Here is a 13,395-nt window from a genome sequence, read left to right as displayed (position 1 = left end):
CGTTGGGCAGCGAAGCGGTGCTGGGAACAAGCTTGCGGTACGCCGCTCTCGTTCCGCTGTCGAATCACTACCGCCGATATCGGCTAGGCTTCCGAGCACGGCACAGGGGGACGGGGGGACGCCTTGCGCTACCGCATCCTGGGGCCACTCTCCGTCACCGTTGACGAGCAGACGGTGGCCGTCACGGCAGGACGTGACCGGATCGTGCTCGCCATGCTGCTGTTGCACCCCGATCGCATCGTCGCTCTGGGCAAGCTCGCCGAGGCGGTCTGGGGCGCCGACCCTCCGGCCACCGTCCGTGGACAGTTGCAGACCTGCGTCTCCCGGCTGCGGCGGACGCTGCCCGGCGCCATTCTGACCGACCGCGCGGGGTACGGCCTGCAGGTTCAGCCCGGCGAACTCGACGCGCAGGTCTTTCTCGACCTGATCGGGGAGGCGCGGTCGGCCGGGGAGGCGGAGGCCGCGCGCCGGGCGTACCGGAAAGCTCTTGATCTCTGGCATGGCCCGGCCTGTGCCGAGATCGACGCGCCGGCCGTGCGCCGCGCAGCAGCCACCTTGGACGAACTGCACGCCGCGGCGACCGAGGACTGGGTGGATCTGGAGCTCGACGCCGGCACCGACCGGGACCTGCTCGGCGACCTCGCCGCCCTGGTCGAGCGGTACCCGTTGCGGGAACGACTGCGTGGCCAGCTCATGATCGCCCTCTGCCGGTCCGGGCGGCAGGCCGACGCGCTCGCCGAGTTCCGCCGGGCCCGCGACACCCTGGTCGAGGAGCTCGGCATCGAGCCCGGCAAGGAACTGCAGGAGCTGCACCTGGAGATCCTCAGTGGCCAGACTCCGGCGTCGCGACGGCCGGCCGTCCCGGTGCGGTGCCTGCCGCGGACGGTCCGCGACTTCACCGGCCGTGCCGATCTGCTGAAGCGGCTGGTCGACGAGACCGCCGAGTCCGGTGTGCTGGTGGTCGACGGGATGGCCGGCAGCGGCAAGACGACCCTCGCGCTGCACCTCGCGTCGCTGGTCGGCGAGCAGTACCCGGACGCGCACCTCTTCGTGGACCTGCAGGCACACAGCGAGGAGGAGCCGCTGGAGCCGGCCGACGCTCTGCTCGTGCTGCTGCGGCAGCTGGGTCAGCGGGCCGAGACGGTCCCGGACGATCTGGTGGGCCGGGTCGGGCTGTGGCGTACCGAGCTGGCCCGGCGGCGTGCCCTGGTGGTCCTCGACAACGCGGCGTCGAGCGCGCAGGTGGCCGATCTGCTGCCGACCTCGGCGGGCAGTCTCGCGCTGGTGACCGGCCGGCGCCGGCTGACCGGGCTGGACGGGGTACGCCCACTGTCGTTGCCACTGCTGTCGCCGGAGGAGTCGGTCGCCCTGCTGGCCCGGATCGTCGGCGACCGGGTGGCGGCGGAGCCGGAGGCGGCGGCCGACGTGGTGCGGCGGTGCGGTGGCCTGCCGCTGGCCATCCGGCTGGCCGGAACCCGTCTGGCGTACCGGCCGCGGTGGCAGGTGGCGGATCTGGTGCAGCGTCTCGCTGAGGCGGCGCTGCCCGAGCTGGCGGTGGAGAACCGCACGGTGGAAAGCGCGTTCGCGCTCTCCTACGGACAGCTGGACCAGGCGGCGCGGCGTTTCTTCAGCCTGCTCGGCCTGCACCCGGCCTCGTCGCTGGACGCACCCGCGGCCGCCGCGCTCGCCGGCCTGCCGCTGGACGAGGCCGAGGGACTGCTCGACGAGCTGGTGGACATGCACCTGATCGAGGAGCCGGCGGCCGGGGTGTACCGGCTGCACGATCTGCTGCACGAGTACGCCGCGGCGCTCGCCGACGGACTCCCCGGGCCGGAGCGCAGCCGCGCGGTGCGTGACCTGGTCAATCTCGAGACGTTCTCGCTGGCGACCACGACGACCGCGTCGCATCAGCAGATCGTGCAGCGCGATCTGCGGACCGTCGAGAACCGGCGGCCGGACCTGGTGGAGGCGATCGCCGATCCGATCGGGCGGTTCGAGCGGCACCGGCCGGACCTCGGAGCGTTCCAGGACGCGGCAGTGCGGTCCGGTCATCCCGAGTACGGATGGTTGATCCCCCGGGCCGCCTGGTTCCAGCTGTTCCACCGCGGCTACAGCCATGACGGCACGGTTCTGCACGAGCGGGGCATGGCCATCGCCCAGCAGCGGAAGGACGACGAGGGCATGGCGATGACGGCCAACTACCTCGCGTCCTTCCTCTACCGGACCGGGTCGTACGACCGGGCGCTGGAACACCTGCGGACGGCCATCCGGATCCGGGAGAAGCACGGCGACCGGACCGCGGTCGCCGGCGCCCTGGGCAACATCGCGGCCGTCCAGGTGGCGACGAACCGGTTCACCGAGGCGGTCGAGACCGCGCGCGAGTCGCTCCGGTCGCATCCGGGGGGCATCTCCGCGATGGTCGCGCAGACCCAGCTCTCCGTCGCCTGTCAGAAGCTCGGCCGCTGGCCGGAGGCGCTGCGGATCGACCGGAGACGTCTGCTGGCCGCGATCGAGTCCGGCGACCTCCCCGAGAAGGCCGGGTGTCTCGTCCACATTCAGCGGAGCAAGCGCCGGCTCGGCCTGATGACACCAACGGCGGCGCAACGGTACGTGGAACTCGCTCTTCGCCTGATCAGGAGGCAGGAACTGGTGATGCTGGAGGCTGAGGCGCGTACCGAGCTGGGGACGGTCCTGGCCGAACAGGGCGCGTTCGAGGCGGCCCTGACCGAGCATCGGCGAGCGGTCGAGCTGACCGAACGGGTTGGCGACACCCGGTTCGCGGCCGAATTTGTGCACGACTACGCCGTCACGCTGCACCGGTCGGGGGATGTTCCGGCGGCTCGGGAAGCCTTCGAGCGGTCGTTGCGGCTGGCTCGGGCGGCGGGTCAGCCGTACTCGATCGCCCGGGCCGCGGCCGGCCTCGCGAACTGCCTCGACGACGGCGGCCGGGAGCAGAAGCAGAGGGGTGTGCCACGTGGGTGACGTACGTTTTCACATCCTTGGCCCGTTGTCGGTGACGGCAGACGGCCGGCCGGTGGTCATCAACGCCGACCGGGACCGGGTCGTGCTGGCGATGCTGCTGCTGAACCCGGGCCGGATCGTCGGGTCGAGCGAGCTCACCGAGGCGGTCTGGGGCGCCGATCCGCCGACCACCGCGCGCGGTCAGCTGCAGACGTGCATCTCCCGGCTGCGGCGGGCGCTGCCCGCCGGCGTGATCATCACCGATCCGGCGGGGTACGGGATCCGGGTGGGCCCGAACGAGCTGGACGCACTGGTCTTCGCTCGTCTGATCGGTGAGGCGAACTTCCGGGCCGCGCTGGATCTGTGGCGCGGTCCGGCGCTGGCCGAGATCGACTCGGCGGCCGTGCGCCGGCAGGTGGCGGTGCTGGACGAACGGCATGCGGTGGCCGTCGAGGACTGGGCCGACCAGGGACTGGCCGCCGGTCGCGAGCGGGAGCTGCTGGGTGAGCTCACCGCTCTGGTGGACCAGCATCCGCTGCGGGAACGATTGCGCGGCCAGTTGATGCTCGCGCTGCACCGGTCCGGACGGCAGGCCGACGCGCTCGCCGAGTTCCGCCGCATCACCGCGGTGCTCGGCGACGAGCTCGGCATCGAACCGGGCAAGGAGCTGCAGGATCTGCACCGCGAGCTGCTCGCGGGCGAGGCGCCGGAGGCTGTTCCCGCGGTGCGCTGCCTGCCCCGGACGGTCGGCGACTTCACCGGTCACGGCGACCTGGTCGGCCGGCTGATCCGGACCATCGAGGCGGACGACGGGTCCGGGCCGGTCGAAGTGGTGATCGACGGCATGGCGGGCAGCGGCAAGACCACACTGGCGCTGCACGTCGCCGGGCTGGTCGGCGAGCGCTACCCGGACGCGCATCTGTTCGTGGACCTGCACGGGCACAGCGAGCAGCAGCCGTTGCCGCCGGCCGCCGCGCTGCTCGTGCTGCTGCGCCAGCTCGGGCTCGGCGCCGAGACCATCCCGGCGGGCCTGGTGGACCGGGTCAGCCTGTGGCGTACCGAGGTGGCCCGGCGGCGGGTGCTCGTGGTGTTCGACAACGCCGGATCCAGCGAGCAGGTGGCCGACCTGCTGCCCACCGCGCCCGGGAGTCTGGCGCTGGTGACCAGCCGGCGTCGGCTGGCCGGGCTGGACGGGGTGTACCCCGAGGCGCTGCCGTTGCTGGACCCCGACGAAGCGGTGACCCTGCTCGCCCGGATCGCCGGGGAGCGTGTCCGGGCCGAGCCGGAGGCGGCCGCCGAGGTGGTGCGGCGCTGCGGCGGGCTGCCGCTGGCGATCCGGCTGGCCGGGTCGCGGCTGGCACACCGTCCACGCTGGCGGGTGTCCGACCTGCTCAGCCGGCTCGGCGCCGCGACGCTGCCCCAGCTGTCCGCCGAGGACCGGACCGTGTCGAGCGCGTTCGCACTCACCTATCGCCAGCTGGGCGAGCCGGCCCGGCGGTTGTTCCGGCTGCTCGGGGTGTACCCGGGCGCCGGCTTCGACGCCCACGCCGTGGCCGCGCTGACCGGGCTGCCGTACCAGGCGGCGGACGACCTGCTGAACGACCTCGTCGACGTGCACCTGCTCGAGAACCCGGCGCGGAACCTGTTCCGCCTGCACGACCTGCTGCGGGAGTACGCCGTACTCCTCGCCGCCGACCTGCCGGGCGAAGTGCGCCGCGAGGCGATCGTCAACGTGCTCGACCATCATCTGCACGCGGCCGTGGCCGCCGCGACGGACACCCAACGACCCATGCTGCAGCGTGATCTGGGCGCGGCCGAGCCGCTGCGCCCGGACCTTCTCGCGACCCTGACCGACCCGGTGGACCGGCTGGAGCGGGAGCGGCCGAACCTGACCCTGTTCATCGACGCCGCGGCCGGGGCCGACGCGCGGCGGTACTGCTGGACGATCCCCCGTGCGGCCTGGCCGACGCTGTACTTCCGCGGGTACCACGACGACTTCCTCGGGCTGTTCCACCAGGCGCTGGCCGCGATCGAGAACGACGGCGACAAGCACGCCATCGCGACGATCGCGAACTATCTCGCCGGCAGCTACAGCCGCATCGCCGAGCACGACACCGCCCGGTCGTACCTGGAACGCTCGATCCAGCTCCGTACCGAGCTGGGCGACATGGCTTCGGTGGCGGTCTCGTACGGCAACCTGGCGAGCCTGCACGACGCCATGGGCCGCTTCGCCGATGCGATCGAGGCGCTGCGAACCACGCGCCGGCTCCTGATCCTGACCGGGCGCGACCCGGTCGGCGCCCACACCCCGCTCATGCTCTTCGGCGTCATCCTCGGCCGGCTCGGGCGGTACGAGGAGGCGGTGCGCGAAACCCGCCTGCAGCTTCTGGCCGCGGTGGCCCGGCGCGACGACGAATGGATCGCCCTCTGCCTGGACTACCTGCAACGGCTCCGATTCGCGGCCGGCACCCTCTCGGCGCCGGACGCGCGGCGCTACGTCCGTGCCGCGCTGCGCCTGCTGGAGCGGGCCGCCTCCCGGTACGGGGTCGGTGACGGGCACAACGAGCTCGGCCGCCTGTTCCGGGCCGAGGGCCGGTACCCGGAGGCGATCGCCGAGCACCGGATCGCGCTGGACATCGTGAGCCGCACCGGGGACCGCCGTCAGCAGGCCGACTTCCGCTACGACTACGGCACCACGCTGGCGGCTTCCGGTGACCTTTCCGGTGCGCGGGAGGCGTACCAGGAGTCGTTGCGCATCGCGCAGAGCGCCCGCCAGCCGTACCTGATCGCCCGGGCGCAGGCCGGCCTGGCCGACCTCCTGGCGGACGCCGATCCGGCGCAGGCGCGCCGGTTGTGGGAGTGGGCGCTCGCCGCTTTCGAACAGATGGACGTTCCGGAGCGGTTCGACGTCGCGCAACGGCTGAAGAACTGCGATCCGGCCACCGCGGAGGGACGATGGTCCGGTGACGACTGACGAGAGCGGCTTCCGGATCGAAAAAGACACGATGGGTGAGGTGCGGGTGCCCGCCGACGCCCTCTGGCGGGCACAGACGCAGCGCGCCGTGGAGAACTTCCCGATCTCCGGCCGGGGACTGGAACCGGCGCACATCCGGGCGCTGGCCCGGATCAAAGGGGCCGCGGCCCGGGCCAACGGGAAGCTCGGCGTGCTGGAGGACGACCTCGCGCAATCGATCGCGACCGCGGCGGCGCACGTCGCCGACGGTGGCTACGACGACCAGTTCCCGATCGACGTCTTCCAGACCGGTTCCGGCACGTCGTCGAACATGAACGCCAACGAGGTGATCGCCACCCTGGCCTCGCGCGCGCTGGGCCGGCCGGTGCACCCCAACGACCACGTCAACGCGTCCCAGTCCAGCAACGACGTCTTCCCCTCCTCGATCCATCTGGCCGCCACCGAGGCGGTCAGCCAGGACCTGGTCCCGGCGCTCGAGCACCTGGCGACCGCCCTGCGGGCGAAGGCCTCGGCCTGGGCCGAGGTGGTCAAGAGCGGCCGCACGCATCTCATGGATGCCACGCCGGTCACCCTGGGTCAGGAATTCTCGGGGTACGCCCAGCAGGTCACCAACGGCGTCGAACGGCTGACCGCGACCCTGCCCCGGCTCGGCGAGCTCCCGCTCGGCGGCACCGCGGTCGGCACCGGGGTGAACACGCCGCCCGGTTTCGCCCCGGCGGTGATCGAGCTGCTCCGCGACGAGACCGGCCTGCCGCTGAGCGAGGCCCGGGACCATTTCGAGGCGCAGGGCGCCCGGGACGCGCTGGTCGAGGCGTCCGGACAGCTGCGGGTGGTGGCCGTCGGCCTCTACAAGATCGCCAACGACATCCGCTGGATGGGCTCGGGTCCGCGGGCCGGCCTGCGCGAGCTGCGCCTGCCCGACCTGCAGCCCGGTTCGTCGATCATGCCGGGGAAGGTGAACCCGGTGGTGCCGGAGATGGTCCGCCAGGTCGCCGCCCAGGTGATCGGCAACGACGCGACGGTGGCCTTCGCCGGCACCCAGGGCGACTTCGAGCTGAACGTGATGCTCCCGGTGATGGCCCGCAACCTGCTCGAGTCGATCCGGCTGCTCGCCGCCGCCTCCCGCCAGCTCGCCGACCGGTGCGTCGCCGGGCTGGAGGCGAACGAGGAGGTGGCCCGGGCGTACGCGGAGGGGTCGCCGTCGATCGTCACCCCGCTGAATCGGTACCTCGGGTACGACGAGGCCGCAGCCATCGCCAAACAGGCACTTGCCACCGACCGGTCCATTCGTGACGTCGTTCTCGAACGCGGACACGTGTCGTCGGGCAGACTCACCGAGTCGCAGCTCGACGAGGCGCTGGATGTACTCCGTATGACCAGACCGTGATGATAAATAGACGGTCTCTCATCTTGCGCTGAGCGACCTTTCTCGATGTGATCCTCCTAGCCAACTCCCAGGAGGAACGCATTCCATGAGAAGACGCGTCGTCACCGGGGCCGTCGTCACCGCGACGGGCCTCGCCTTCCTGGCTGCCATACCTGGCTCTGCCGCGGCGGAGCCAGGTAACGCAGTCGACTACACGGTCGTGGCCGCCGACGGTGCCTCCGCGGCGGAGGCCACCGCCGCCATCAAGGCCGCCGGCGGAAAGATCGTGAGCAGCAACGACGCCGTCGGCGTCTACCGGGTCACCTCGACCGACGCCAAGTTCGGTACCAAGGCGACCGCGACCGACGCCCTGATCGGCGCGAGCGAGCGCCGGGCCATCGGCCACGCTCCGAACCAGCTCGAGAAGGTCGACCGCAACGCCCGTACCGGTAGGGGCGGCAAGGGCGGCCCGGCGAAGCTGGACCCGCTGGACTCCAAGCTCTGGGGCCTCGCCATGGTCCGCGCGGACAAGGCTCGCAAGATCGAGTCCGGTGATCGCGGCGTGACCGTCGGCATCCTGGACACCGGTCTGGACGCCTCCAACCCGGATCTCGCCCCGCACTTCAGCTCCAAGCTGTCCCGCAACTTCGCGCCGGACCTGACCGACGTCGACGGCCCGTGCGAGGTGGCGAGCTGTGTCGACCCGGTCGGCACCGACGACAACGGCCACGGCACGCACGTCGCCGGCACCATCGGCGCCGCGGCGAACGGCATCGGCGTCTCCGGCATCGCCCCGGACGTCACCCTGGTCGAGCTCAAGGGTGGCCAGGACTCCGGCTACTTCTTCCTCGACCCGGTGGTCAACGCGCTCACCCACGCCGCCGACTCCGGCCTCGACGTGGTCAACATGTCGTTCTACGTCGACCCGTGGCTCTACAACTGCACGGCCAACCCGGCCGACAGCGCGGAGGACCAGGCCGAGCAGCGCGCCATCATCGCCGGCATGAAGCGGGCCCTGCAGTACGCGCACCGCAAGGGCGTGACGCTGGTCGGCGCGCTCGGCAACAACCACGAGGACCTGGGCAAGCCCCGGACCGACATCTCCAGCCCGGACTACGGCGCCGACCCGTACCCGCGCCCGATCGACAACAGCACCTGCTGGGACCTGCCGGCGGAGGGCCCGCACGTCATCGGCGTCTCCTCGGTCGGCCCGTCGAAGACGAAGTCGGACTTCTCGAACTACGGCCTCGAGCAGATCTCGGTCGCCGCGCCGGGCGGCTGGTACCGCGACGGCTACGGCACCGACACCTTCCAGACGGCCGGCAACCAGATCCTCTCCACGTACCCGCTCAAGGTGCTGCAGGAGGAGGGGCTGGTCGACGCGGACGGCAACATCACCGCGGACGGCGAGGGCCTGGTCTTCAAGGAGTGCACCAAGGCCGGCAAGTGCGGCTACTACACGTACCTGCAGGGCACCTCGATGGCAGCGCCGCACGCCTCCGGTGTGGCCGCGCTGATCGTCAGCAAGTACGGCTACCCGGACTTCCGCCGGGGCGGCAAGACCATGGCTCCGGCCCTGGTCGAGGCTCAGCTCTACCGCTCGGCGGCCGAGCAGGCCTGCCCGGAGCCGCGCCTGCAGAGCTACGTGCGGGAGGGCCGCTCCACCGAGTTCGACGCGCTCTGTGAGGGCGGGAAGAACTTCAACGGGTTCTACGGTTACGGCATCGTCGACGCCTACGCGGCGGTCGGCGGCCGCTGACCTGCGGTTTCCTTGGGGGTGCTTGTTCCGCGATCGCGGAACAAGCACCCCTTTGCCGCCCTAGCATCCGGGAAGTGAAGGCCCTACGCGCAGTCGTGTCCGGATTGACCCTGTTGGCCCTGCTGCCGCTCACCGCCGGTCCGTCGGCCACGGATTACACCGTGGTCGCGGCCGACGGGATATCCGTGCGCGAGGCCACCGCCGCCATCCGCGCCGCCGGCGGCACGGTCCTGAGCAGCAACGAAGCCGTCGGCGTCTACCGGGTCACCTCGGCCGACGCGCGGTTCGCCACGAAGGCCGCCGGCTCGGCGAAGCTGATCGGCGCCAGCGAGCGGCGAGCCATCGGCCGGGTCGCTGTGCACCCCGCCGCGCGTGCCGTCCCGGCCGCCGACGTGCCACCCGGCCCGGAGAACCTCGACCCGCTCGACACCAAGCTGTGGGGCCTGCGCATGATCCGGGCGGACCTGGCCCGCAAGGTGCAGCGCGGCGACCCGGGAGTGACCGTCGGCGTGCTCGACACCGGTCTGGACGCCGGGCACCCCGACCTGGCGCCGCACTTCAGCCGGGCGCTCTCCCGCAACTTCGCGAAGGACATGCCGGACGTCGACGGTCCGTGCGAGGTGGCCGGCTGCCTCGACCCGGTCGGCACCGACGACGGCGGGCACGGCACGCACGTGGCCGGCACGATCGGGGCGGCCGCCGACGGTCACGGGATCTCCGGCGTCGCGCCCGGCGTCACCCTGGTCGAGCTCAAGGGTGGCCAGGACTCCGGTTTCTTCTTCCTCGGGCCGGTGGTCGACGCGCTGACGTACGCGGGCGACGCCGGCATCGACGTGGTGAACATGTCCTTCTTCGTCGACCCGTGGCGCTACCTCTGCCCCGCCAACCCGGCCGACAGCAGGAAGCAGCAGGCCGAACAACGGGCCATCATCGCCGGGCTGAACCGGGCGCTGAAATACGCCCACCAGCGGGGCGTCACGCTGATCAGCTCGCTCGGCAACGCGCACGAGGACCTGGGCCGGCCGCGGGTGGACACGAGCAGCCCGAACTACGGCGCTGAACCGTACGACCGGAAGGTCGACAACAAGACCTGTGTGCACATGCCGCAGGAGGGGCCGCACGTCGTCAACACCACCGCGCTCGGGCCGTCCGGTCGCAAGGCCGACTACTCGAACTACGGCGTGGAGCAGGCGGAGATCGCGGCGCCCGGCGGCGACCAGGGCGACGGCTACGGCGTCGCCGGCGAGATCCTCTCCAGTTACCCGAAGAAGGTGCTCGAGGCCGAAGGGCTGATCGGTACGGACGGCGAGATCACCGAAGCCGGCAAGGGCGCCGTGCTCAAGGACTGCTCGTCCGGCGCCTGCGCCTACTACATGTACGCGCAGGGCACCTCGATGGCCGCGCCGCACGCCACCGGAGTGGCCGCCCTGATCGCGAGCCGCGGTGTGAAGGCGGTCGAGCGGGAACTCCTCCGTACCGCGAGTGATCGTCCGTGCCCGAAGCCCCGGCTGCAGAAGTACCCGGACCGGCCCGCCGAGTTCGCCGCCCGCTGCGAGGGGGACGCCGAGTTCAACGGGTTCTACGGGCACGGGATCATCGACGCCTACCGGGCCGTCGGCGGCGTCTGATCCGCGGCCGGCCGTGTCGCCCGGGCGGGGCGGCCGGCTGCTGGAGATGGCCGGTACCCTTGACCGGTGACGCTGCGCTTGTATGACACCGCGACCCGATCGGTCCGGGACTTCGTCCCGATGACGCCCGGTCAGGTGGGGATCTACCTGTGTGGTCTCACCGTGCAGTCGTCGCCACACATCGGCCACCTCCGCTCCGCGGTCAACTACGACGTTCTGCGTCGCTGGTTGCTGCACGAGGGCCTGGAGGTCACGTTCGTCCGCAACGTCACCGACGTGGACGACAAGATCCTGCAGAAGTCGCTGGAGCAGGGCCGGCCGTTCTGGGCGATCGCCTACGAGAACCGCCTCCACCTGGATCGCCACTACCGCGAGCTGAACGTGTTGCCGCCCACCTACGAGCCGCTGGCCACCGGGCACATCACCGAGATGCACGAGCTGATCCAGAGTCTGATCGAGCGCGGTAATGCGTACCCGGCGGCCGCCGGCAACGGCGACGTCTACTTCGACGTGCTGTCCTACCCGGAGTACGGCGCGCTCTCCGGCCAGCGGCCGGACGACATGCGGGCCGCCGGCGACGCCCCGGAGCGGGACAAGCGCGACCACCGCGACTTCGCCCTGTGGAAGGGTGTGAAGGCCGACGAGCCCCAGGATGCGTACTGGTCGTCGCCGTGGGGCCGGGGCCGGCCCGGCTGGCACATCGAGTGCTCGGCGATGGCCCGGCGCTACCTCGGCGACGAGTTCGACATCCACGGCGGCGGCCTGGACCTGACCTTCCCGCACCACGAGAACGAGATCGCCCAGTCCAAGGCGGCCGGGCTCGGGTTCGCCCGCTACTGGGTGCACCACGCGCTGCTCAACCTCGGCGAGTCCAAGATGAGCAAGTCGCTGGGCAACGTGATCGACCTGGATTCGCTGGGTGAGTCCGGCATCCGCCCGGTCGAGCTGCGCTACTACCTGGGCAGCCCGCACTACCGCTCGCGGATCGACTACACCGACGAGGCGCTCCGCGAAGCCGCGGTGGCGTACCGGCGGATCGAAGGATTCGTGCAGCGCGCCGCCGAGGTGGTCGGCCCCGGCCGGCCCAAGGCGGTGCCGCCGGCCTTCGCCGACGCGATGAACGACGACCTGAACACGTCGGCCGGGCTGGCGATCGTGCACGACACCGTCCGGGAGGGCAACACCGCCCTCGCCGCCGGTGACGAGCCGGCCATCCGCGGCGCGCTGACCGCGGTCCGGGCCATGCTCGGGGTGCTCGGCCTCGACCCGCTCGACCCCGCCTGGGACGGCGGCGAGGGCGGCAACGACCTGAAGCCGGTTGTCGACTCACTGGTCGCGCTGGCACTGGAACAGCGGGCGCAAGCCCGTGCACGGAAAGACTGGGCGGCCGCCGATTCGGTGCGGGACCAGCTCAAGAACGCGGGTATTCAGGTGGAGGACACTCCGGCCGGGCCGCGCTGGACGGTAGGAGAGCAGCACTGATGCCGGGAAATTCATTCAACGCGAGCAAGCGGACGACGTCGAAGAAGGGCGCGGCCGGCGGATCCGGTGGCAAGAACCGGTCCGGGCTGAAAGGCCGGGGCAAGACCCTGCCCGCAGACGAGCGGCCCTGGCACAAGGGGTATTCGGGCACCGAGAAACTGCCCGAGAAGACCGCGCGTAAGCAGGACAAGGAACGCCGGGCAGCGGCGGCCGAGGGTCGTGCGCCCAAGGTCGGCATCCCCGGGACCAAGGACACCACCTGGGGCCGGGGCGGCGGCCGGGCTCCCGGCATCACCCGCGCCCAGACGACGCGCGGCCGTGCCGGCGCCGGTCCGCGTGGTCCGCGGGTCGCGCCCGGCCGGCGGTCCAACCCCACCAAGGAAGGGCCCGAGCTGCTGCTCGGCCGCAACCCGGTGGTCGAGGCGCTGCGGGCGCTGGTGCCGGCGACCGCGCTGTACGTGGCGCAGGGCATCGACATCGACGACCGGGTCTCCGAGATCGTCCGGACCGCCGGGGACCGGGGCATCCCGATCCTGGAGATCAGCCGCAACGAGCTGGACCGGATGACCGGCGGGGTGCTGCACCAGGGCATCGGCCTGCAGGTGCCGCCGTTCGCGTACGAGAACTTCGACGACCTGGTCGCCGCCGCGCTGGAGCAGACCGCACCGCTGCTGGTCGCGCTGGACGGCATCACCGACCCGCGCAACGTGGGCGCGGTGATCCGGTCGGTGGCCGCCTTCGGTGGGCACGGCGTCTTCATGACCGAGCGCCGGGCCGCCGGGATCACCGCGACCGCCTGGCGCACCAGCGCCGGCGCTGCGGCCCGGGTCCCGGTCTCGCAGGTGGTCAACCTGACCCGGGCGATCAAGGCGGCGCAGAAGGCCGGCTTCACCGCGATCGGCCTGGACGCCGACGGCGAGACTGATCTGTACCAGTTGGAGGCCGCCGTCGGCCCGCTGCTGGTGGTCGTCGGCTCCGAGGGTCGCGGCCTGTCCCGCCTGGTCGGCGAGACGTGTGACCTGCGGGTGAGCATCCCGATGGCCTCCGACGTCGAGTCGCTGAACGCCAGCGTCGCCGCTGCGGTGACGCTCGCCGAGGTAGCCCGCCGCCGAGTACACGGCTGACCCCGAACAACCCTCACGGCCAGCCGGATCTGCCCAGCTGGCCGTGAGTGCTGTTTCCAGGGCCGTTAAACGACCCTGAGCGTCAGCCCGATTCTTCGGCT

At 71.7% G+C, this 13,395-nt stretch carries 7 protein-coding genes; all 7 read left to right on the top strand.

The annotated features are described in order from the left end of the window. Positions 1-123 precede the first annotated feature (123 nt). The 7 genes from OHA21_RS36570 (at position 124) to rlmB (ending at position 13,294) form a co-directional block, all read left to right on the top strand. Positions 124-2,982 carry an AfsR/SARP family transcriptional regulator gene (locus OHA21_RS36570; protein WP_328462931.1) on the top strand — a complete coding sequence of 953 codons (2,859 nt, stop codon included), beginning with the start codon at positions 124-126 and terminating at the stop codon, positions 2,980-2,982. Between the two features lie 31 nt (positions 2,983-3,013). Further along, positions 3,014-5,935: an AfsR/SARP family transcriptional regulator gene (locus tag OHA21_RS36565; protein WP_328478765.1), complete on the top strand. Its 2,922-nt coding sequence runs from the start codon at positions 3,014-3,016 to the stop codon at positions 5,933-5,935. Positions 5,936-5,966: 31 nt separating this feature from the next. Then, positions 5,967-7,322 (top strand): class II fumarate hydratase, encoded by a 1,356-nt coding sequence (locus tag OHA21_RS36560; RefSeq protein WP_442875198.1) that lies wholly within the window; start codon positions 5,967-5,969, stop codon positions 7,320-7,322. An 85-nt stretch (positions 7,323-7,407) separates the two neighbouring features. Continuing rightward, on the top strand, positions 7,408-9,060 hold the full coding sequence (locus OHA21_RS36555) for a S8 family serine peptidase (RefSeq protein WP_328462927.1): 1,653 nt from the start codon (positions 7,408-7,410) through the stop codon (positions 9,058-9,060). A 65-nt stretch (positions 9,061-9,125) separates the two neighbouring features. Next, the gene (locus OHA21_RS36550; protein WP_442875197.1) at positions 9,126-10,688 is read left to right on the top strand and encodes a S8 family serine peptidase; all 1,563 of its coding nucleotides are present in this window, start codon (positions 9,126-9,128) and stop codon (positions 10,686-10,688) included. Positions 10,689-10,754: 66 nt separating this feature from the next. Beyond that, the gene (cysS, locus tag OHA21_RS36545) at positions 10,755-12,170 is read left to right on the top strand and encodes a cysteine--tRNA ligase (RefSeq protein ID WP_328462923.1); all 1,416 of its coding nucleotides are present in this window, start codon (positions 10,755-10,757) and stop codon (positions 12,168-12,170) included. Beyond that, complete coding sequence (gene rlmB, locus OHA21_RS36540) at positions 12,170-13,294, top strand: 23S rRNA (guanosine(2251)-2'-O)-methyltransferase RlmB (RefSeq protein WP_328462921.1); 1,125 nt, start codon at positions 12,170-12,172, stop codon at positions 13,292-13,294. Before cysS ends, rlmB begins: the two co-directional genes overlap by 1 nt. Positions 13,295-13,395: the final 101 nt, after the last annotated feature.

The organism is Actinoplanes sp. NBC_00393, from assembly GCF_036053395.1.
Classification (GTDB): domain Bacteria; phylum Actinomycetota; class Actinomycetes; order Mycobacteriales; family Micromonosporaceae; genus Actinoplanes.
The sequence above is the reverse complement of the archived record's forward strand: the minus strand, read 5'-3'. Positions and strand labels throughout refer to the sequence as shown.